We start from the raw sequence: 21444 nt of genomic DNA, 5'->3' as shown, positions 1-21444 counted from the left end.
ATGGTTTCTAGTCAGCGCTCAACTTTACCCGTCCGGTGCTGTGCTTAGCGACGCCGCCCCCGGATGATGTCCCGCAGCCTTCCCAGGTACTCGCGCACACGCTTCTCCGCGCCATGGTCGGTGGGGTGATAGTACTCGGCATCCGCCAGCGTCTCCGGCAAATACTGCTGGGACAGTACACCGCGCGGATCATCATGCGGGTACTGATAGCCCACTGCATTGCCCAAGCGTTTCGCTCCCTCATAATGGCCGTCGCGCAGGTGCGCGGGCACATGCCCGCTCTTGCCGGCGCGAACGTCGGCCTGGGCCGCGTTGATGGCGTTGATAACGGAATTGGATTTCGGTGCCGTAGCGAGATGGATTGTCGCCTGAGCCAGCGGAATACGCGCCTCGGGTAATCCGATAAGGGCCGCGGCCTCCGCTGCGGCCACGGCAGTGGGCAGCGCGGTGGGATCAGCCATTCCGATGTCTTCGGAGGCATGCACGATAAGCCGGCGGGCGATGAAACGCGGGTCTTCGCCTGCCTCAATCATGCGGGCCAGGTAATGCAGCGCGGCATCCACGTCGGAACCGCGGATGGACTTAATAAACGCGGAGACCACGTCATAATGCTGGTCGCCGTCGCGGTCATAGCGCACCACCGCGCGATTGACGTTTTCTTTGAGAACCTCAACGGTGAGTTCACCGCCATCGGGCACTGCCTCGGCCGCCGCCTCAAGATAGGTCAGTGTGCGCCGAGCATCGCCCCCGGCGAGCAGCACCAGCTGGTCTAGAGCATCGTCCGTTGCGGTGATCCTTCCCGCCAATCCCCGCTCGCTGGTCAATGCGCGCTCGGCGAGGGTGCGCAGGGAGGCGTCGTCCAGCGGCTCCAAGTGCAGCAACAAGGAACGCGAAAGCAGCGGGGCCACGACGGAAAAGGAAGGATTTTCGGTGGTGGCGGCCACGAGCAGCACGGTGCGGTTTTCGACGGCCGCGAGCAGCGCGTCCTGCTGAGTCTTGGAGAAGCGGTGCACCTCATCGATGAACAGCACGGTGCGGCGCCCTTGAATCAGCTCACGGCGGGCGTGGGAGATCACCTCTCGAACCTGCTTCACACCGGAGTCCAAGGCGGAAAGCCCAATGAAGTTATCTCCCAAGGAAGATGCGATGAGTGAGGCCAGCGTCGTCTTTCCGGTTCCCGGCGGCCCGTACAGGATGACGGAGGCCTCGCCTGAGCCTTCCACCAGCCTACGCAGCGGGGTTCCCGGCTCCAGGAGGTGCTTCTGCCCCACTACTTCATCGAGGTTTTGCGGCCGCATGCGCGCGGCCAGCGGCGAACCGGGGTGGGTTGCAAACATATCGGGGCCACCCGGCAGGCTTGGCGCTGACTGGTCATCGCCGAAGAGTGACTCCTGCCCCATCAGGGCTCCCGGAGTCGAGAGGCCACGGCTCGCCCAAACTCGGCGACCGCAGAGCACCCGTCATTGCTACATTGCGCGGCAAACCGCGACAGCGCTTCGAAGGTCTCATAAAGATCGCGCCGAATCAGTATTTCATCCTCGCTGAACGGACCATGGTCGGATCGACGAAGCAGAGAACGGTGCGGGTCACGGTAGATCTCAGCGTTGCCTTCCGCCAACGCGACGACCCCTTCGATCCCGCCGGCATACATCGTGGTCACGCTCGACAGAGCCCAACCGATGAGGCAGGAGACGAGCAACTCGTGCAGCGTCTTCTCATCGGCGAGCTGCGGCCAGACATCGACAATGCGGCGCTGCCAGGCATGGATGAAAAGCCCCGCCTCGGCATCAGTGATCGGCCGAGAAAAAAGAAACTGCGGGAAGCCGGCCACCACGCAGGCCACGTCAAAGCCGACGTTGCGGAAACCGGCCCACTCATAGTCCAAGAAGGTCAGCGTTGAGCCGACGATGATGTTGTCTGGGGACAGGTCGAAGGGAGTAAAAGCGCGGTTGCGGCCAGAACTCAGACTCTGCATGGCGGCACGGGCCAATGTGCGGACGTGTTCCGGCGGTTCCAGTCCTGCCTCGCTGAGGATATCCGCACCAATCAGAATGGAGCTCTGCAAGGAATCATCGCGCAATGCCTGGTGCTCAGCGTATTCGGGATGCCGACGTAACTGGCGCTTGAGCAGGGCGTCATAGTCTTCTTCGCGCCCGGCGGTCCCAGCATGCATTTTGCCCAACGCGCTGCCCAGAGCCCTGAGCAGCTCGCCGCGGTCTTCATCACCGCTGCGCGCAAGGGTGTCCGCCAGGGTGTCGCCTTCGCCGGCGTCGGACAGCACGAGAATGCGCTTGTCCACGTCGTGTGCGAGCAACACAGGTCCTGGACGAACCTCCTCAGACAGCGCCGTGGTGAACTGATAGGCCACCACTTCACGGAGAAGCGCGGCGTCATCAATAGTGTGCCCGGTGACCGGGTTGTACTTGATGACGACCGAACGATGCGGGAAGAAGGCGCTGGGAGTCGTCCGAGCACGAAGTACCACGGCATTGCCCGAGCCGGTGAGTTGCTCAACGTCACTCAGCTCAGGCTCCCCGCCATAGCGCCGCGAAATCATCTGTGAGGCTTCTGCTACCACGGCATCAGCCACAGAATTATTCATGGACTCGTGTCCCGTCGGATTCACTTGCTTGCCTGCTTCCACTTGTTGTCGACCCAATGAGGTACACCCATGGTGTGGGGCCTTTAGGACTCCTTCCCAGCCTTTTCACCCTGGGCTGCCTTCGCAGCCTTCTCCGGCTTGAAGTCCACACCGGTCTCCTTGCGCTGCGCGGCGGGGATGGTGCCGGGGGCATCGGTCAGCGGGTCGACGCCGCCACCGGACTTCGGGAAGGCGATGACATCGCGGATCGATTCGAATCCACCCAGCAGGGAGACGATGCGATCCCAGCCGAAAGCGATGCCGCCGTGTGGCGGAGCACCGAACTGGAAGGCGTCGAGCAGGAAGCCGAACTTCTCCTGCGCTTCTTCTTCGCCGATGCCCATGACGTCGAAGACGCGCTTCTGCACATCCTGGTCGTGGATACGGATGGAACCGCCGCCAATCTCATTGCCATTGCAGACAATGTCGTAGGCATAAGCCAGGGCCTCTCCCGGATTCTGGTCAAAGTTATCCAGGTACTCCGGCTTCGGCGAAGTGAAGGCGTGGTGGACTGCAGTCCACTTGGAGTGGCCCAAAGCCACGTCACCCGAGGCGGTGGCATCGGCGGAGGGCTCGAAGAGCGGTGCGTCGACGACCCAGGTGAAGGCCCAGTCGCCGTCCTTGATGAGGTCGAGCTTCTTCGCAATCTCACCGCGAGCTGCGCCCAGCAGCGCACGGGAAGCCTTGGTCTCGCCGGCAGCGAAGAAGATGGCATCGCCCGGCTTGGCGCCGACGTGGGCGGCAATACCCTCGCGCTCGGCATCCGTGATGTTCTTGGCCACCGGGCCACCCAAGGTGCCGTCCTCGGCAACGGTGATGTAGGCCAGGCCCTTCGCACCGCGCTGCTTTGCCCACTCCTGCCATGCATCGAACTGGCGGCGCGGCTGGGAGGCTCCGCCTTCCATGACGACGGCACCGACGTATTCGTTCTGGAAGACGCGGAAGGTGGTGTCCTTGAAGAAGTCCGTGCACTCCACGATCTTGATGTCGAAGCGCAGGTCCGGCTTGTCGGAACCGTAGTACTTCATGGCATCGGCATAGGTCATGCGCGGGATGGGGGTCTTGATTTCGTAGCCGATGAGCTTCCACAGGGCGGAGACGATCTCTTCTGCCAGAGCAATGACATCATCCTGGTCCACGAAGGACATTTCGACGTCGAGCTGCGTAAACTCCGGCTGGCGGTCAGCGCGGAAGTCCTCATCGCGGTAGCAGCGAGCGATCTGGTAGTAGCGCTCCATTCCGGCGACCATGAGCAGCTGCTTGAACAGCTGCGGGGACTGCGGGAGTGCGTACCAGCTGCCCGGCTTCAGGCGCGCCGGCACGAGGAAGTCACGGGCGCCCTCCGGGGTGGAGCGAGTCAGGGTCGGGGTTTCGATCTCAGTGAAATCGTGGCTGTCCAGGACCTGGCGGGCAGCGCGGTTCGCGGCCGAGCGCAGGCGCAGTGCCTCATGCTGGCGTTCACGGCGCAGATCCAGGTAGCGGTACTTCAAGCGGGTCTCCTCACCGACCTCACCGGAGGAGGACGGATCATCAATCTGGAACGGCAGCGCTGCGGACTTGTTGAGTACCTCCAGGTCCGTGACGTTGACCTCAATCTCGCCGGAGGCCAGGTTCGGGTTGGCCGAGCCCTCCGGGCGGGGCTCCACGACGCCAGTGACCTTGACGCAGTACTCGGAACGCAGATCGTGGGCGCGCTCAGCTACCTCGGTCTCGCGGAAAACAACCTGGGCAACGCCGGAGCGGTCACGCAGGTCAATGAAGATAACACCACCGTGGTCGCGACGGCGTGCGACCCACCCCGTCAGGGTGACGGTCTCCCCCGCCAACTCCTTGCGCAGTTCGCCTGCCAAATGTGTACGCAGCACTCTCGTTCAATCCCTTCTCATCGTTGACGCTCACACCCACTCACGCCACGCGTAGACAGCACGCGCCGAGGGATGCAAGTACTTGAACGGCCCAAGTCTACCGCCCGCACCGGACTTGCTCAGCGCTAGGGTGAGCACCGCGCGCATGGCGGTGCACCCACTATCGAGCAGACACCACCACCAGCATGTGGCAAAATCTGGAGCATGACTTTTAAATCTGGCGCCAATTTTGATGGTAAGCGAGCAAGCTCCGGCGGTGGAGGCCGCGGCGGCATGATCGCTACCGGCGGCGGCATTGGTTCACTCCTTCTCATCGGCCTCTATCTCCTTCTCGGCGGCGATCCCGGCGCCATCACCGGAAGCGATCCCCAGGCCGACCAGGCCCAGGTCGGCCCCGAAGAAAGCGGGGAGGACGCGTTTGCGCACTGCCAAACCGCTGAAGACGGCAACAAGTATGACGATTGCCGCGTCATGTTTGCAGCCCAGTCCGTGGACAAGGTCTGGGCCCAGCAGTTGCCGGATCAGGCTGGCATCGAGTACGTCGAACCGGGCCGCGTCATCTTCAACAACACCACCATGTCTGGCTGCGGTCAGGCTTCGGGCGCCACGGGCCCGTTCTATTGCCCGGCGGATGAGTCGGCCTACTTCGACACCGCCTTCTTCGACCAGCTCCGCAATTTCGGCGGTGAGAATGCCCCGCTAGCCCAGATGTATATCGTGGCCCACGAATTCGGCCACCACATTCAAAAGCTGGAAGGAACTCTCAGCCTGTCGAATTACAACGAACCCGGCGAGGATTCCAACGCGGTGAAGATTGAGCTGCAAGCCGATTGCTATGCCGGCCTGTGGGCGCACTACGCCGACAAGGGTGACGATGCCCTGCTCGAAACCATTACCGAGCAGCAGGTGACTGATGCCGTCAACACTGCACGCGCCGTGGGCGATGACAACATTCAGCGCCGCTCAGGCGGCGAAGTACGCCCCGATACGTGGACGCATGGCTCTTCCGAAGACCGCGCGCAGTCGTTCCTCGCCGGTTATAATTCCGGCAAAATGGAGCAGTGCGACACCTTGGGCCGTGAGGTTTACAAGTCTTAGGGTCTTAAGAAGCGCCCACCCCAAGGTCGCACCACCCCCAAATGTGCCACATTAGCCCAAATTAGATTCACATACACCAGGTGTTTACCTGCCGTACACCTTAATGCTTTAAGGTAGTCAAGTTCCCGCCGGTTCGTGGTGGGTTCCGCTCTGTCTTTAAAAGCATAAAAGAACTGCGCGTGATGTCATTATCACCTGCACCGCGGTAGGTATGGTGCTGCCCGCGCCAACGCCGAATGCGCCCCGCCCGCGGCCTGCTCACGCTGTCTCATCACGCAGCGTTCTCTTCATGAAAGGAACGACGTTTTGAGCACCGCCACGCCGACGATGCCTGATCTTGAGTCGATGAATGGCAAGAACAAGGACTGGATTTGGCACCTGTTCTTCGGCGCCATCACGGCTGTCACCCTGATCTTTTTCATCATTTGGGGCAACGGAGAAGTTGCTGAGGGAACCAACAAGGTAGTCCTTGTTACAGCAATTATCTTCGCTGTCTTTATGGCCTTCAACATTGGCGGCAATGACGTCGCCAACTCCTTCGGTACCTCCGTGGGCGCGGGAACCCTCTCCATGAAGCAGGCCCTCGCTGTCGCGGCGGTCTTTGAGGTATCCGGAGCCATCCTCGCCGGCGGCGAGGTGACTGATACGGTCCGCTCCGGAATCGTGGACCTCGATGCCATCGATGGCCTCGACCCGATGGAATTTGTCTACATCATGATGGCGTCACTCCTCGGCGCTGCCATCTGGCTTTTGGTAGCCACCCGCATGGGCTGGCCGGTTTCTACCACCCACTCCATCGTCGGCGGCATCGTCGGCGCCGCTCTGACCGTCGGCTTCATCACCGGCAAGGGCGGCATGGACATGGTGCAATGGGGCGGAATCGGCACAATCGCTTTCTCCTGGGTGCTTTCTCCGGTTCTCGGCGGTATTGCCGCATACCTCCTTTTCAAGTGGATCAAGTCTTCCATCTTGGTGTACAACGACGCCGCGGACGAACGCCTGCGTGACATCAAACTTCGCCGCGCCGAGCTGCGCAAGGAACACAAAACCCGCTTCGAGCGCATGAACGAGCTGCAGCAGATCTCCTATACAAATGCGATGGCTCGCGACGCCGCCCTTACCGCCGAAGAGGACTACGACCCAGAGGCTCTCGAGTCCGACTACTACCGCGATCTGCACAACCTCAACAAGGATCTCGAGGATGTCAATGCACACCGCGCGCTCGAGAACTGGGTTCCACTGCTCGCAGCTCTGGGTGCCGTGATCATCTCCGCGATGTTGCTCTTCAAGGGCCTGAAGCACACCGGCATCGATGTCACCGCCCTAGAAACTTTCCTAGTCATGGGCATGGTTGGAGCCATAGTCTGGATGGCCGTCTTCATCTTTGCCCGCTCCCTGAAGAAAAAGTCCCTGAAGCGCTCTACCTTCCTCCTCTTCTCGTGGATGCAGGTCTTCACCGCCTCCGCCTTTGCGTTCTCGCACGGTTCCAATGACATCGCCAACGCCATCGGCCCCTTCGCTGCAGTCTTCGATGTCTTGCAGACCAACCAGATCTCCGATGAAGTTTCCGTGCCGCTGCCGGTCATGGTAGCCATGGGCATCGCCTTGGTTTCCGGCCTTTGGTTCATCGGCCGCTTCGTCATCCAGACCGTGGGTTCTGGCCTCACTCAAATGCACCCCTCCTCCGGTTTCGCTGCCGAGCTGGCCGCTGCTGCCGTCGTCATGGCTGCTTCCCTCTTGGGCCTGCCGGTGTCCTCTACCCACATCCTCATCGGTGCCGTCCTTGGTGTCGGCATTGTGAACCACGCCGCCAACTGGAAGTTGATGAAGCCCATCGCTTTGGCATGGGTCATCACCCTTCCGGCGGCCGCCGCCATCGCTGCGGCGACGGTGGCCATCCTGCGCGTCGTCTTCTAAAGGTCAACGCATCGCGCATACCGCATTCTCGCCGTGAGTTTCCCCGACCACCGGGGTTGCTCACGGCGAGATTTTTCTTATCGCTTGAGCCTTAAGCACATATCCGAGAACCCGTACACTTAGGCGGCATGAGCGACAACTCCCTGGCCAGATTCTTTTCCGCTTTTAATGACATTGAGCAGTTCCTCCGCCAAGCTATCGGGGCAAAGAACTCTGATTCTTTCTGGTGGATTGTTGATCGCGCCCACGACAAACACCTTTTAAGCAAGCGCCAAGCAGAACAGCTGAAGGACTTTAGCAACCTCCGCAACGCCATCGCCCATGGCCGCTACTTCAGCGGTGAGCCCATCGCTACCCCACACCCTCACGTCATCAAGCAGCTCGAAAACCTGCAACGCCTGCTCACGGATCCACCCACAGCGCAGGCTCTGCTCGCTAGCCGTAACGTGACCACCCTTGCCCCTGACACCCCGATCATGGAGGCCTTGAAGCTTATTGACACGACCGGCTATTCCCAGATCCCAATCTATGAGTCTGGGACTTACCAGGCGCTTCTCACCACCAACGTCATTGCCCGATGGGTTGCGGCAGATCTCGGTGACGACGGTGTGATTAACGCGGCGTCGATTAGCACTGTGCTGGAATTCGCAGAGCGCAAGGACCGCGCAGAGTTCCTGCCCCGCACCGCCAGCGCGCAAGAGGTCATCGACGCCCTCACCGACCCTGCGGCAGACGGCACCCACCCCGGCGCGGTCCTCCTCACCGAGCACGGCAAACCTTCCCAGCGCCCGGTATCCATTGCTACGCCTGCCGACCTCGCGACATTGGTTGCTGCAGTCGAATGGGAATAACTCCCCTCCCTAACCTTGTTGACATGACATAGAAAGGAGGATGTCATGCAATTTGGAGTCTTTAGCATCGGCGATGTCACCCAGGACCCGACCACCGGACGCACCCCCACCGAGGCCGAGCGCATCCGCGCTATCACGGAGATTGCCCTCAAAGCAGAAGAGGTGGGCCTCGACGTCTTCGCCACCGGCGAGCACCACAACCCACCCTTTGTGCCCTCGGCACCCACCACCCACCTGGCATACATTGCGGCACAGACTAAGAACCTTCAACTCTCCACTGCCACCACGCTGATCACTACCAACGACCCTGTTCGCCTCGCCGAGGACTACGCATTCCTCCAGCACCTGGCAGATGGGCGCGTCGACCTCATACTAGGCCGCGGCAACACCGGCCCGGTTTACCCGTGGTTTGGCAAGGACATCCGTGAGGGCATTCCCCTCGCAGTGGAGAACTACCACTTGCTGCGCCGCCTCTGGCGCGAACCCGTCGTGTCCTGGCAAGGAAAGTTCCGCACCCCGCTGCAGGGTTTTACTTCCACGCCCGCGCCTCTCGATGGCATCCCACCCTTTGTCTGGCACGGCTCCATTCGCTCCCCACAGATTGCGGAACAGGCAGCTTTTTACGGCGATGGCTTCTTCCACAACAACATCTTCTGGAACAAGGAGCACACCGCGAAGATGGTGAACCTCTACCGCAATCGCTACGAGTCCTATGGCCACGGCCGCGCCGACCAGGCCATCGTGGGCCTCGGCGGGCATGTCTTCATCGCGCCCACGGAGCAGCAGGCAAAGGACTTCTTCCGCCCCTACTTCGACAATGCCCTGGTGTACGGTCATGGCCCCTCCTTGGAGGAGTTCACGGCACAGACCCCGCTCACCGTAGGCACCGTAGAACAGGTAGTGGAGCGCACATTACAGTTCGCAGATTGGGTGGGTGATTACCAGCGCCAGCTCTTCCTCATCGACCACGCTGGACTGCCTCAGGAGGTGGTGCTCGAGCAAATCGAAATCCTTAGTACCCAGGTGGTGCCCGAGCTTCGCCGCCGCTTTGAGGAACGCCGCCCAGATCATGTACCTTCTGACCCGCCCACCCATGCCACGCTCGACGCTTATGCCCCGCACGCGCTGGTCAACCCTGAAGAGGAGAAGTAGTTGCGCTCTCTCGTACTCGTTACGGCTGGACTCTCATCACCCTCCTCGACGCGTGCGCTTGGCGACGCCCTCTCCGCCGCCACCACCGCCCGCGTTAGTGCCCGAGGTGAAGGCGTCGACGTGACCGTCGTCGAGCTGCGCGAGCTTGCCGGAGAGTTGGCAGAAGCCATGACCAACTGGGTTTCACCCACACTCCGCCTACATGCCGCGCAGACTGCCGTGACCAAGGCGGACGGTCTCATCGCCGTCAGCCCGGTGTTCCAGGGCAGTTATTCGGGTTTGTTCAAGATGTTCTTCGACACTTTGGAGCCGCATTCTCTAGAGGGACTGCCCACGCTCATCGCTGCCACTGGCGGCTCAAGCCGGCACGCGCTTGTGCTCGACTATGCTCTGCGCCCGCTGCTTAACTACCTGCATGCCACAGTGGTTCCCACCGGGATCTTTCAGGCCACGGAAGACTTTGGCACTGCAGAAGGCGCGCGCAATGACAAACGCATAGAACGCGCCGCCGAGGAGCTAGCGGACCTCATGGTGCGCCCGCTCGACCGGGTCTCTGGACTTGCCGGGAGGCTCGGTGAGGCGGAGGAAGCGCCCCAGGGGGAGCAATCGCAGGACGTCGATCCAGACCATTCAGGATTCCGCGCGCTTCTTTCCCGCCACGACGGGCATCCGGGCTAAGCGGTTGCGGAGGGCTCTCGGTACTATCGTAAGGCGACACTTATCTAACGCTCCCAAGGAGGTTTCACCCCCACATGACAATTAGCGTGACCGATATCTTCTCCATCGGAATCGGCCCCTCCTCCTCCCATACAGTCGGCCCCATGCGCGCGGCTAAGGCCTTCCTCGAGGCGCTTGATCAACACCCGGCCAAGGTCCACACCGTACTGCGCGGTTCCCTGTCCGCTACCGGCCGCGGCCACGCCACGGATCGCGCCGTGATTCTGGGCCTCGCCGGATGGGATCCGCTGTCCGTACCGCTCGACGCAGAGCCACGCGCCGATGCTTTTATCCCCACCGAGGGCACCATTTCTGGCCCCGCAGGTGAAGTGCAGTACAGCATCGAATTCAACAACGAACCGGTGCCGGAACACCCGAACTGCCTCATCTTTACGGCCTGGGGCAAGGACGGGAACGTCCTTGCCGATAGATCGGAGTATTTCTCCGTCGGCGGCGGCTTTATCCTGTCCCGCGAGGAATACGATGCCCAGCTCCAAACAGACACCGGTGTGCCAGCCGGTGTCGCCGCGGCCACCGCTGAGGACACCGTTCCTTATGAGTTCCAGTCCGGCGAACACCTGCTTCACCTGTGTGCGGCCAATGACAAAGCTATCTGGGAAATCGTCGCCGCCAACGAGGCCGTGTTGCACCGCGAAGAAGGCGGTCTCGACTACGTCTACCAGCACCTCGACTTGGTCTGGGATATCATGCGCGAGTGCGTGACCGAGGGCATTTCCTCCAAGGGAATCCTTCCCGGCGGCCTGCGTGTGAACCGCCGCGCGCCACGCATGTACCAGCAGCTTCTGGCCAAGCAAAACGACGAGTCCTGTGGCTTGTCCGCGATGGAATGGGTCAACCTCTACGCGCTTGCCGTCAACGAACAGAATGCCGCCGGCGGCCGCGTCATCACCGCCCCCACTAACGGCGCGTGTGGCATCATCCCCGCGGTGCTGCACTACGCGCGTGACTTCCAGGCTGATTTCACCCGCTCCGATGCCCGCCGCTACCTGCTGACCGCAGGTGCCATTGGCATCATCATCAAGTCCAATGCCTCGATTTCCGGCGCCGAGGTGGGCTGCCAGGGCGAGGTTGGCTCAGCGTCCTCCATGGCAGCTGCTGGCATGGCAGAACTACTCGGAGCAACACCGGAACAGGTTGAAAATGCCGCCGAGATTGCCCTTGAGCACAACCTCGGCCTGACCTGTGACCCCGTCGGCGGCCTCGTGCAGATTCCCTGTATCGAGCGCAACGCCATCGGCGCCGTCAAGTCCATCAACGCCGCGCGCCTTGCGCTCATGGGTGAGGGAACGCACCACGTTACCCTCGATAACGCGGTGCGCACCATGGCCGAAACCGGACGCGACATGCTCTCCAAGTACAAGGAGACCTCGCTCGGCGGCCTGGCGAAGACGATGGGCTTCACCGTCTCCCAGGTGGAGTGCTAAACCACTGCGCTGAGCTGCTTGACGACGTCCCCCACCGGGACGTCGTGCTGCTCGTGCGCGCGCAGATCCTTCAGCGCCACGGTGCCAGACTCTAGCTCCTGGTCACCGAGGACGAGTGCGAAGCGGGCGTTGGCGCGATCAGCGCCCTTCATCGCGCCCTTGAGGCCGCGGTCGCCGAAGGACATGTCCGCGGAAATACCTGCCTTGCGCAAGTCATTAATGATGCTGACCATCTTCTTTTTTGCCGCAGCGCCCAAAGCAACGCCATAAACGGCCACGCGTTCTTCGACGCCCTCGAGCTCCACGCCCTCGGCTTCCAGAGCCAAAACCGTGCGGTCCACTCCGAGGCCGTAGCCGATACCGGACAATTCCTGTCCGCCGAGCTGAGCCATGAGCCCGTCGTAGCGGCCGCCGCCGCCAATGCCGGACTGCGCGCCGAGGCCATCGTGGACGAATTCGAAACAGGTCTTCGTGTAGTAATCAAGACCGCGGACCATGCGCGGGTTGATAGTGTAGGGCACGCCCATGTCATCGAGCAGGCCAGTGACCGTCTCAAAGTGCTCGCGGCACTCGGCATTGAGGTGATCGAGCATGAGGGGGGCGTCGACAAGCTGCTCCTGGACCTCCGGGCGCTTGTCATCGAGCACGCGCAGCGGGTTCAGCTCCGCGCGGGCCCTGGTTTCCTCGTCGAGGTCCAGCTTGAACAGGAATTCCTGCAGCTTCTCACGGTAGGCCGGGCGGCAGTCGTGGTCACCCAAGCTGGTCAGCTCCAGACGGAACTGGCTAAGCCCCAGGCTGCGGTAGGAGCGGTCCGCTAGCGCGATGATTTCCGCGTCCAGCGCCGGATCATCGACACCAATGGCCTCGACGCCGACCTGCTGCAGCTGGCGGTAGCGGCCAGCCTGCGGGCGTTCGTAGCGGAAGAAGGGGCCAAAGTAATTGAGCTTGACCGGCAACTGACCGCGGTCGAGGTTGTGCTCAATAACTGCGCGCATAACACCCGCGGTACCTTCGGGGCGCAGAGTCACGGAGCGGTCGCCGCGATCGGCGAAGGTGTACATCTCCTTCGACACGACGTCCGTGGACTCCCCCACGCCGCGGGCGAACAGCGACGTGTCCTCAAAGACGGGGAGTTCGATGTGTTGGAAGCCGGACAGATGTGCCTGATGCACGAAGGTCTCACGAACCTTGGCAAAGATGGCCGATTGCGGCGGAACGTAGTCCGGCACACCCTTGGGCGCGGACAGGGCTTTGAACTGCTTCTTATCACTCACGCCCTTTAGAGTACATCCCCCGCCGCACGGAGAAACGGATTAGTCGCGCGTTCGCGGCGCATCGTCGATGTTGGGCCGTGGCCCGGCAAGATGGCAAGGGAATCATCAAGGCCCCACACCGGACCGCGCAATGAGCGCTGCATCGCCGCGGGATCGGAATGCGGAAGGTCTGTACGGCCGATCGAGCCCTTGAATAACACGTCACCGGTCAGCGCAAAATCCTCGGCCACGAGCATGACGCAACCCGGTGAATGCCCCGGCGCATGGAGTAATTCAAACTCCAGGCCGACGAGGCTCAGCATCTCACCACCCAGCAGATCACGCCGGTCCGCCACCTGCTTCATGGAAGCGGCGGCGAAAAGCATCTGCGATTCGGGAGATACTCCGGAGCCATCCACCAACATGAACGCGTCATCCGGGTGGATGTAGACCGGCAGGTTAAACTCAGCGGCATCACGCGTGTGGTCAATGTGACCGTGGGTGAGCACGACGGCCTCAAATTCCAGGGACTTCTCACGCGCGAGCTGCTCAAGACGCTCGCGTGTGTGCATCCCTGGGTCCACGATGAACGCCCGCGAGCCGTTAGCCACAACATAGGTGTTGGTTTTATAAGGCCCTGCGGCGAAACCGTAGATATCGGGTGTGTTCATTACTTGAGGGCGGCCAACGCTGCGTCGTAGTCCGGTTCAGTCGTAACCTCGGGAACCAGCTCGGTGTAGGTCACCGTGTGGTTCTCGTCGGTGACGATGACCGCGCGGGCAAACAGGCCCTTGAGCGGGGAGCCCTCCAGGACAAGGCCCAGCTTGTCGGCGAAATCGGAGCGGAAATCAGAAGCGCTAACGACGTTGTCGATACCTTCAGCAGCGCAGAAACGCTCCTGTGCGAAAGGCAGGTCACGGGAGACGGACAGGACAACGGTGTTCTCCAGACCAGCCGCCTCTTGATTGAACTTGCGCAGCTGCGCTGCACACACGCCGGTATCCACGGACGGGAAGCAGGACACCACCAGGCGCTTACCAGCGAAGTCCGCATTGGTTAGCTCAGACAAGTCGGTGCCGACGAGGGTGAAGTCCGGCAGGGCGTCACCGACCTTCGGCAGCTCAGCATTGGTTTCGACGGGTTCATTCTGAAAATTCGTAGTAGCCATGGCACCCAAGCGTACTGACGTGCGGGGCGACGCGCCACGGTGAACTACCGTGCGGTTAGGATAGGTGGGTCAAAGTTTTTAAACCACCACTGTGGAGGAAACATAGGTGTCTACTAACAGCCAGCGCTTGGATGATGCGCTCAACCAGCTCGATCGCGAGCTGAAATCCCGCGACCGTAAACAGAAGAGCCGCCCGCTCGGCGTCGTTTTGATGGCCGCCGTCGTTATTGTTGCCCTCGTCGGCGGTATCTGGTTCTTGGCCACGCGCTCGCCGGAGGAAGAAGAGATTCAGGCCTCGGAAACCTCCGCCGCCGATACGCCCACTGAAGCCCCTACCGCCGAAGCATTGAGCGGCAAGCGTGCTAAGCCGCTCGCTGAGACCGTCACCTGCGAGTACAACGAGACTGGCGACGCTTCCCGCGATGTCCCTACTCCGCAAGGAAAGAACATTCCTGCCAAGGGTGAAGTGACCGTCAATTTCGCCACCAAGCAAGGCGATATTGAGATGACTCTCGATCGCTCGCTTGCTCCGTGTACCGTCAACGCAATCACGGACATGATTTCCGCGAAGTACTACGACGACACCGTGTGCCACCGCATGACGGAGGGCACCCTCTCCGTCCTGCAGTGCGGTGATCCGACCGGCAAGGGTTCTGGTGGACCGGGCTTCCAGTTTGCCAATGAGTACCCCACCGATGAGGCTGACGACGCCGCTAAGGCACAGCCTGCTCTGTACCCGAAGGGTTCCATCGCCATGGCTAATGCCGGCGAAGACACCAATGGTTCCCAGTTCTTCATTAACTATAAGGACTCGCAGCTTCCGCCCTCCTACACCTATTTTGGCGACCTGACGGAGAAGGGACAGAAGACCATCGACGCCATCGCTGCCAAGGGCGTCAAGGATGGGCAGTCCGACGGCGCTCCCGCTGAGGAAGTTCGCATCACCAAGGCAACCGTCGAGAGCTAAGTTTTACCCCCTTTACGGTGGCCGGCCCCGCTCGAATTCAGCGAGCGGGGCCTTTCCCATTCCAACCGCCTCTCCCCACCTGGACTAAGAATTTCTTAGCCTTGAGCTGTTCATTTGGCAAACTATTCGCTACGCCCACACACTGCCGTGCAGCAAACCCCAGCTCACATACGACGGACAGCAGCCACACAGATTCATCAGCTGATCGCTAGATCCCTTGCAAAACCCGCAATAGCTCAGTAGCATCTGTGAGGTCTTTGAAATTCCCGAGATGTATAAGGAACGAGAATGAAGCTCTTCTCCCGTAAGGCCCTTGTTGCTGCTGCTACCACCGCTGCCGTTTCCCTGTCCGGCGTGACCGTTGCTACCGCTGAGACCACCAACGAAGACACCACCGCGGTAAACGAAGCCATCAACGACGGCACCACCAACGACGCTCCTAAGTCTGAGGGCGAGGACAACACCGACGACAACAACAAGAAGGACGACAAGAAGGACGACAAGAAGGACGACAAGAAGGACGAGGAGTCTTCTTCTTCCTCCTCCAATGACTCCGAGGGTTCCTCCATCTCCGACATGGACCCGAAGGAAATCCGCGACTGGATCGCCGTCTTCACCGCCATCATCGGCGCTCTGGGCACCGCATTCGCTTTCTACAACAAGAACCTCGCGCCTAACGCTAAGTAAGTCGGACGTTCTCCGTTCACCTTCGATTCAGTTTAGGACACACCACCATGAAGTTCTTCTCCCGTAAGTCCATCGTTGCCGCTGCTACAGCCGCAACCATCGCTTTCTCCGGCACCGCAGTTGCTTCTGCAGCTCCGGTTGAGGATGACAGCTCATCCAAGGCTTTCTTCGCTCTCTCTTCTGACGATGAGGGCAACGTCAGCCCGAAGGAGATCCGCGAGTGGATCAAGGTCTTCACCTCCATCATCGATGCGATGGATGACGCAATGCGTCTCGGCGATAAGCTCGCTGGTATCAAGTAAGCCACAAGCGCCGCTCTCCCCTTGCGCAATCCGCGCAGGGGGAGATTTTTCGTTTTCCTGGACAGCGGATTCAACGCCCAAACACGACGCGGCTTCTAAGCCCGGCTACTCTTGCAACCTAGAAGACTGTTCCTAGTCCTGTGCATCTACTTCCTCGATGCGCTCGGCGCCGAGAACGTCCTTGAATACGGAGGCATCAACAAGCTGGCCTCGTCGGATGACGGAAATCTGGCCGGTTGGCTCCAGGATCATCAGTTGCACATCGCTGCGCCGGCCGAGGCCAGCTTTACGCACGGCGGAGTTAATGTCTCTTTCAGTGATGTGGGCGAAACTCATATTGTCTTCCTGCAGCTGCCCCTTATAGACCAGCAATACCGGCTTGCGGTCAATAAACCGTGACCACGTCACCAATTGGCGGAATGTGCCGAAGGCGGCCTCCAAAAGCATGAGGGTAAACAGGCCAATGATGCCGGCGGCAAGCGTCGGTGGGTTGCCCACAATAACGCGGCCCGAGACCGCACCAAACATAATGATGATGACAGCATCAGAGGCAGTGATGGACGTCAGAACGCGGCTGCCAAAGAGCTTGACCAAGACCATAAAGGCCAAATAAATACCCAGCGTCGCGAGCATCACCAGTGGGATTCGGTGAGGCTCGATACCTAGCTGGTACATTGCCTCGCGTCCAAACAGCCTCAGTGTATCCACGGCTTTCCACCATACCTTCCGCACGAGGAAAGCCCGCACGATAGTGCGGGCTTGTGCATCAGTACAGACTAGATGTTGAACTGCTTGCGCAGCTGCTCAATCAGCTGCTGCACCGGTGCTGGGAGCGCAGCAACCGGCATGTTGATGGCACCAATCACAGCGGCAATGGCGGCGGCGATAGCGGCGGTGATACCCACACCTAGGCCGATGGAGGAAGCTGCATCCTTGGCGGAACCAGTATCCTTCGGGTCCTTCGCGTCGTCGTCACCGTCGAGGGAAATCGGAAGGGCGGCTTCAGTGCCAGCATCGGTAGTAATGAGCAGCTTCTGCTCGCCCTTCAGACCCTCCGGGATGGTGAGCTTGACGGTTGCACGCCCGCGCTCGCCGAACTGCTCGTCACCGGGCTGTGCTGCGTTGTCAATGTCTGCCTCGGCCTTAGCGTCACCCAGTGCAACGGTGACCTTCTTAGCCTGTGGCTCTTCTGCGTTGGAGTAGTTCAAGGAAGACAGGTCGACGGTGATTTCCTTGCCCGGCTTCAGATCACCAGACACGTGGGCACCGATCTGCCCCTGGCCGGTGCGGACCTTGGACTCGCCGGAAGCAATGTAGTCGATCATCGCATTGGTGTCCATGTAGCCAACGTCATTGCGGTTCTTGATGGAACCGGGCTCAAAGAAGCCATCACCGCCGGCTTCCGTCTCGCTAGATGCGAGGAAGGAGGACAGAGCAATGCTGTAGTTCTTCTCTGGGTCAATCGGTTCACCGTTAATGGTGACAGACTTGACGCGCTTGCCCTGCTCAGCCTTCTGGTCGTAGACAACGGTGACGTTGTTGGACAGGCCCAGCGCCAGGCGTGGGCGGGACTGGCCAGGCTTCCACTGGTTCTCCAGTGCGGTGATGAAGGCAGCGCCGCTGACCTCCGCGGTAATCACGGAGTTACCGAAAGGCTGGACGGCAAAGATGTCCTGGTAGGTAACATCACCTTGCTTGAGGTCGGCGCGCACACCGCCCGCGTTCATGACACCGATTTCGATGTCCTTGTCCGTCTGCTTAGATAGAGCATAGCGCTGGCCATCGGCAATAAAGTTGTTGAGGGTCGACTCCACGCCGCGGTTGGAACCGGTGTCCTTGCCCTCATCAGAACCGCGGTACATGGCCTTCTCGGTGGTACCAGCAGTCTTGGCCCCCTCAATCTCCGCTACCTTCTTTGCTTCCTCGACGACCTTAGCCACCTCGGGGTCGTCTTCGAGGCCCTGCAGCTGGGCGAAGACCTCTGCGTCGGCCACGTCGTACTGCTTGAGATCAATCTTGGTGATCTTCTTCTCGGCCTTGTCGAAGGTGATGTCGACGTCGTTAAGCACCTTGCCGTACTCGTAGCCCTGTGCCCAGTACAGCGGCATTGCCCCCTCACGAGCAACCTCGCCCTGGGTCTTAACGTGAGTATCACCGCCAAAGAGGATATCCACATCCTTGCTGAAGCCCTCCGCGTACTGCTGAGCGTCCTCGTGCATGAGCGCCACAACGACGTCAGCCTCGCCGGTTTCCTTCAGTCGGCTGGCTTCCTTATTGGTGGCCTCGACCGGGTCGGAGAACTCGACGCCCGGGATGGACGCAGCGGACACCTTGTACTTGGTGTTCTCGGTGACGGTACCAACGAAGCCCACCTTCACGCCGTCTACCTCCTTGACGAAGGAAGCATCGAGCAGGGGCTTGCCATCTTTGGTGACGTTGGCGCCCAGGATCGGGAAGTTGGACTGGTCCTTGATACGGCCCATCAGGTCATCGGTGCCCTTGTCGAACTCGTGGTTGCCCACGGCCGTGACATCGAGATTCATAGCATTGAGGGCCTCGTTGGTGTACTTGTCCTCAGAAATCGCAGACACGAAAGCGGAACCACCAACGTTATCACCGGAGGAGGTCAAGGCGTACTCCTGGTCCTTGTTGACGGCCTTGATGAGCGCAGCCATGCGAGCAGCGCCCATCTCGGAGTAACCAACCAGTTCCTCGGATTCCTTGTCAAAGTTTTCGGCCAGCTCAAGGTGGCCGTGGAAGTCGGTGAAGTTGGTGACGGAAATGGTCACCTGGTCGGCCTCAGCGGCGAAGGCAGGCGCGCCGGAGACGGCAACGGCGGTGACGGTGGTGGCGGCCAGAAGCTGGCCAAAGCGACGGAAGTTCACGTGGATCTCCTGGGTATGAGAGAAATCTTGTCCACGTGTTTATAACGCATCCATCACGATTGCGCAGCGCTTGCTGACGCCACGACCAGCGCGTTCACCAAACATCTCCCCTAGTTTCACCCAGGCGCAACCTCCCGTTCAGCCACACACCCCCGGTTGAGGGGTGATGCCTTAAGCCGTGACGCGATAGACGTCGAAGACGCCCTCGGTGTTACGCAGGGTTGTCATCAACTGCCCCAGCTGCTTGGTGTCAGAAACCGAGAAGGTGAAGCGCACAGTCGCAATGTGGTCATCGCCGCGATTGGAGGTCATCGACAATACGTTGAGGCTCTGATCGCTGAAGATCCGGGTGAGCTCAAAGAGCAGACCTTGACGGTCAATGGCCTCCAGTTGCAGCGTTGCGGAGAAGGCACCGGAAGACTTCGGCCCGCCAGCCCACTCCACCTGCATCATGCGCTCGGGTTCCGACTTGAGCTTTTCAGCATTGGTGCAGTCAGCTCGGTGCACGGACACACCACCGCCGCGGGTCACGAAGCCAAAGATGGCGTCACCAGGCACAGGCTGGCAGCACTTCGCCAGCTTGGCCATGACGTCCGGGCTGCCCTCCACCAAAATTCCGGTGCCGGATGCGGAATCCTTCGTGTGCTGAGCGCGGGAATTCTCCAGCTCGCTGAGCGGGGTGCGAGAAGCCAAGGCATCGACTGCATCGTCCCTGTCTCCGAAGAGCGCCATGAGCTGGTTGGCAACATGCTGAGCTGAGACATGGCCGGCGCCGATGGCGGTATAGAGCGCATCCACATCCGGGTAGTGCAGCTGCTCGGCTACCTGCTTCATCGAGCTAGCGGTGAACAGCCGGTGCATGGGCAAGCCGCCACGCTGGACCTCGGCGGCCAAGGCATCCCGCCCAGCTTCGAGGTGCTCTTCACGGCGCTCTTTGGCAAACCACTGCCGCACCTTCGTCTTAGCCCGTGGCGAGACCAAGAACTCCTGCCAATCCCGCGAGGGACCCGCATTCGGATCCTTGGAGGTGAAAATCTCAACTTTATCGCCGGATTTCAGCTCCGATTCCAATGCCACGAGCTTGCCGTTGACCTTGGCACCAATGCATCTATGGCCTACCTCCGTATGCACCGCATAGGCGAAATCCACGGGGGTGGAACCAGCGGGCAAATTGATTACGTCACCCTTCGGGGTAAACGCAAAGATTTGCTTGGCGGTCAGGTCATAACGCAGAGAGTCCAGGAACTCGTTGGGATCAGCGGCTTCCTTCTGCCAATCCAACAGCTGGCGCATCCACGCCATCTGATCCACTTCTTCTTGGTGGCCGGAATTCCTGCCCTTGGTCTCCTTATAACGCCAGTGTGCCGCAACGCCAAACTCGGCGTTGTAATGCATCTCGTGCGTGCGCACCTGCACCTCAAGGGTGGAGCCGCCGTCCGCGATAACGGTGGTATGCAGCGACTGGTAGACGCCGAAGCGAGGCGAGGAGATGTAATCCTTGAAGCGCCCCGGAAGAGCCTGGTACAACGAGTGCACCACGCCGATGGCGGCGTAACAGGAGTTGATGTCGTCGACGAGGATGCGGATTCCGACGAGATCGAAGATCTCCGCAAAGTCACGCCCACGAACGATCATCTTCTGATAAATCGACCAGTAGTGCTTCGGGCGCCCCATCACCTCGGCTTGAATGCCGTTTGCCTTGAGGGCTTGGCTTACCTGGGCCTTGATTTCCTTGAGCGCTTTATCGCGTGAGGGAGCGCGATCTGCCACCATGCGGACGATCTCGTCGTACTTCTTCGGATACAGAATGGCGAAGGCGAGATCCTCGAGTTCCCATTTGACGCTTGCCATGCCCAGGCGGTGAGCAAGCGGCGCAATGACGTCAAGGGTTTGCCGTGCCTTCTTCGCCTGCTTCTCCGGCGGGAGGAAGCGCATGGTTCGCATGTTGTGCAGGCGATCGCACACCTTAATGACGAGCACGCGCGGGTCCGTAGCCATAGCCACGATCATCTTCCGAATCGTCTCGGCTTCGGCGGCGGCGCCGAGGGCGACCTTGTCGAGCTTCGTGACGCCGTCGACAAGTCGGGCCACCTCCGGCCCAAAATCACGAGTGAGATCCTCGAGAGAATAATCGGTGTCTTCCACTGTGTCGTGCAACAAGGCCGCCGCAACGGTCGTGGTGTCCATACCAATCTCCGCCGCGATGGTTGCCACCGCGAGTGGATGCGTAATGTAAGGCTCGCCGGACTTGCGGAATACGCCCTCGTGCAGCCGCTCCGCCATCGCATAGGCCTTGTTGAGAAGCTCCGCGTCTGCCTTCGGGTGAAACTCCCGGTGGATAGACATCAACGGGTCCAGCGCCGGATTGATCTTTACGCGACCGCCCGTCAGCGAGCGCGCCAAGCGGGCGGACATGCCGCGCACACTGCCCGGCCGCCACGCAGTCTTGTCCTGCTTTTCAGTCGTCATGTCTGCCTCCGCGAAGTAGCTTAGGCA

General features: G+C 60.6%; 18 protein-coding genes. 9 read left to right on the top strand and 9 right to left on the bottom strand.

All coding sequences use genetic code 11. The features are described 5' to 3' along the window. Window positions 1-44 precede the first annotated feature (44 nt). The 3 genes from QP999_RS11750 to aspS all read right to left on the bottom strand — a co-directional run bounded on the left by QP999_RS11750 (window position 45) and on the right by aspS (window position 4506). Complete coding sequence (locus tag QP999_RS11750; RefSeq protein ID WP_070563038.1) at window positions 45-1400, bottom strand: replication-associated recombination protein A; 1356 nt, start codon at window positions 1398-1400, stop codon at window positions 45-47. Beyond that, entirely contained in the window at window positions 1400-2602 is a 1203-nt protein-coding gene (locus QP999_RS11745; protein ID WP_070522248.1) for a phosphotransferase family protein, read from the bottom strand. The genes QP999_RS11750 and QP999_RS11745 overlap by 1 nt, the downstream gene beginning before the upstream one ends. Window positions 2603-2685: 83 nt before the next feature. Next, window positions 2686-4506, bottom strand: a complete 1821-nt coding sequence (gene aspS, locus QP999_RS11740; RefSeq protein ID WP_070563035.1) for an aspartate--tRNA ligase — start codon at window positions 4504-4506, stop codon at window positions 2686-2688. Window positions 4507-4710: 204 nt separating this feature from the next. Between aspS and ypfJ the strand changes: the two genes are divergently transcribed. The 6 genes from ypfJ to QP999_RS11710 all read left to right on the top strand — a co-directional run bounded on the left by ypfJ (window position 4711) and on the right by QP999_RS11710 (window position 11686). Continuing rightward, window positions 4711-5604, top strand: a complete 894-nt coding sequence (gene ypfJ, locus QP999_RS11735) for a KPN_02809 family neutral zinc metallopeptidase (protein ID WP_284848372.1) — start codon at window positions 4711-4713, stop codon at window positions 5602-5604. A gap of 327 nt (window positions 5605-5931) precedes the next feature. Beyond that, on the top strand, window positions 5932-7521 hold the full coding sequence (locus QP999_RS11730) for an inorganic phosphate transporter (protein ID WP_198531047.1): 1590 nt from the start codon (window positions 5932-5934) through the stop codon (window positions 7519-7521). A 128-nt stretch (window positions 7522-7649) separates the two neighbouring features. Beyond that, window positions 7650-8372, top strand: coding sequence for a CBS domain-containing protein (locus tag QP999_RS11725; RefSeq protein ID WP_070686281.1), 723 nt, complete (start codon window positions 7650-7652; stop codon window positions 8370-8372). 45 nt (window positions 8373-8417) lie between these two features. After that, a complete protein-coding gene (locus QP999_RS11720) occupies window positions 8418-9524 on the top strand; it encodes an LLM class flavin-dependent oxidoreductase (protein ID WP_284848371.1) in 1107 nt (368 codons plus the stop codon). Further along, window positions 9525-10202: an FMN reductase gene (locus QP999_RS11715; protein WP_070563024.1), complete on the top strand. Its 678-nt coding sequence runs from the start codon at window positions 9525-9527 to the stop codon at window positions 10200-10202. Between the two features lie 74 nt (window positions 10203-10276). Continuing rightward, a complete protein-coding gene (locus tag QP999_RS11710) occupies window positions 10277-11686 on the top strand; it encodes an L-serine ammonia-lyase (RefSeq protein WP_070522155.1) in 1410 nt (469 codons plus the stop codon). Here the strand turns inward: QP999_RS11710 and hisS are convergent. The 3 genes from hisS to tpx are packed head-to-tail and all read right to left on the bottom strand — an operon-like array spanning window position 11683 to window position 14107. Next, on the bottom strand, window positions 11683-12960 hold the full coding sequence (gene hisS / locus QP999_RS11705; RefSeq protein WP_284848370.1) for a histidine--tRNA ligase: 1278 nt from the start codon (window positions 12958-12960) through the stop codon (window positions 11683-11685). The genes QP999_RS11710 and hisS overlap by 4 nt on opposite strands. A 5-nt stretch (window positions 12961-12965) precedes the next feature. Further along, on the bottom strand, window positions 12966-13610 hold the full coding sequence (locus QP999_RS11700) for an MBL fold metallo-hydrolase (protein WP_070596721.1): 645 nt from the start codon (window positions 13608-13610) through the stop codon (window positions 12966-12968). Then, entirely contained in the window at window positions 13610-14107 is a 498-nt protein-coding gene (gene tpx, locus QP999_RS11695) for a thiol peroxidase (protein ID WP_284848369.1), read from the bottom strand. The genes QP999_RS11700 and tpx overlap by 1 nt, the downstream gene beginning before the upstream one ends. 106 nt (window positions 14108-14213) lie before the next feature. Between tpx and QP999_RS11690 the strand changes: the two genes are divergently transcribed. From QP999_RS11690 to QP999_RS11680, 3 genes are all read left to right on the top strand, one after another. Further along, on the top strand, window positions 14214-15074 hold the full coding sequence (locus QP999_RS11690; RefSeq protein WP_284848368.1) for a peptidylprolyl isomerase: 861 nt from the start codon (window positions 14214-14216) through the stop codon (window positions 15072-15074). A 288-nt stretch (window positions 15075-15362) separates the two neighbouring features. After that, window positions 15363-15761, top strand: a complete 399-nt coding sequence (locus QP999_RS11685) for a hypothetical protein (protein ID WP_284848367.1) — start codon at window positions 15363-15365, stop codon at window positions 15759-15761. A gap of 47 nt (window positions 15762-15808) precedes the next feature. Beyond that, window positions 15809-16063 carry a hypothetical protein gene (locus tag QP999_RS11680; RefSeq protein WP_284848366.1) on the top strand — a complete coding sequence of 85 codons (255 nt, stop codon included), beginning with the start codon at window positions 15809-15811 and terminating at the stop codon, window positions 16061-16063. Between the two features lie 132 nt (window positions 16064-16195). Here the strand turns inward: QP999_RS11680 and QP999_RS11675 are convergent, their stop codons facing one another. The 3 genes from QP999_RS11675 to QP999_RS11665 all read right to left on the bottom strand — a co-directional run bounded on the left by QP999_RS11675 (window position 16196) and on the right by QP999_RS11665 (window position 21417). Next, entirely contained in the window at window positions 16196-16771 is a 576-nt protein-coding gene (locus QP999_RS11675) for a DUF421 domain-containing protein (RefSeq protein ID WP_413773176.1), read from the bottom strand. 68 nt (window positions 16772-16839) lie between these two features. Beyond that, complete coding sequence (locus QP999_RS11670; protein WP_284848365.1) at window positions 16840-18948, bottom strand: bifunctional metallophosphatase/5'-nucleotidase; 2109 nt, start codon at window positions 18946-18948, stop codon at window positions 16840-16842. Between the two features lie 171 nt (window positions 18949-19119). Beyond that, window positions 19120-21417 carry a RelA/SpoT family protein gene (locus tag QP999_RS11665; RefSeq protein WP_284848364.1) on the bottom strand — a complete coding sequence of 766 codons (2298 nt, stop codon included), beginning with the start codon at window positions 21415-21417 and terminating at the stop codon, window positions 19120-19122. Window positions 21418-21444: the final 27 nt, after the last annotated feature.

It is taken from the genome of Corynebacterium sp. MSK004 (assembly GCF_030232515.1).
Classification (GTDB): domain Bacteria; phylum Actinomycetota; class Actinomycetes; order Mycobacteriales; family Mycobacteriaceae; genus Corynebacterium; species Corynebacterium hesseae.
The sequence above is the reverse complement of the archived record's forward strand: the minus strand, read 5'-3'. Positions and strand labels throughout refer to the sequence as shown.

Excerpts from the sequence above, each read along its gene's own strand:
- QP999_RS11750 (WP_070563038.1), bottom strand. The coding sequence starts at position 1,400 with ATGGGGCAGGAGTCACTCTTCGGCGATGACCAGTCAGCGCCAAGCCTG.
- QP999_RS11745 (WP_070522248.1), bottom strand. The coding sequence starts at position 2,602 with ATGAATAATTCTGTGGCTGATGCCGTGGTAGCAGAAGCCTCACAGATG.
- ypfJ (WP_284848372.1), top strand. The coding sequence starts at position 4,711 with ATGACTTTTAAATCTGGCGCCAATTTTGATGGTAAGCGAGCAAGCTCC.
- QP999_RS11730 (WP_198531047.1), top strand. The coding sequence starts at position 5,932 with ATGCCTGATCTTGAGTCGATGAATGGCAAGAACAAGGACTGGATTTGG.
- QP999_RS11725 (WP_070686281.1), top strand. The coding sequence starts at position 7,650 with ATGAGCGACAACTCCCTGGCCAGATTCTTTTCCGCTTTTAATGACATT.
- QP999_RS11720 (WP_284848371.1), top strand. The coding sequence starts at position 8,418 with ATGCAATTTGGAGTCTTTAGCATCGGCGATGTCACCCAGGACCCGACC.
- QP999_RS11710 (WP_070522155.1), top strand. The coding sequence starts at position 10,277 with ATGACAATTAGCGTGACCGATATCTTCTCCATCGGAATCGGCCCCTCC.
- QP999_RS11700 (WP_070596721.1), bottom strand. The coding sequence starts at position 13,610 with ATGAACACACCCGATATCTACGGTTTCGCCGCAGGGCCTTATAAAACC.
- tpx (WP_284848369.1), bottom strand. The coding sequence starts at position 14,107 with ATGGCTACTACGAATTTTCAGAATGAACCCGTCGAAACCAATGCTGAG.
- QP999_RS11685 (WP_284848367.1), top strand. The coding sequence starts at position 15,363 with ATGAAGCTCTTCTCCCGTAAGGCCCTTGTTGCTGCTGCTACCACCGCT.
- QP999_RS11680 (WP_284848366.1), top strand. The coding sequence starts at position 15,809 with ATGAAGTTCTTCTCCCGTAAGTCCATCGTTGCCGCTGCTACAGCCGCA.
- QP999_RS11665 (WP_284848364.1), bottom strand. The coding sequence starts at position 21,417 with ATGACGACTGAAAAGCAGGACAAGACTGCGTGGCGGCCGGGCAGTGTG.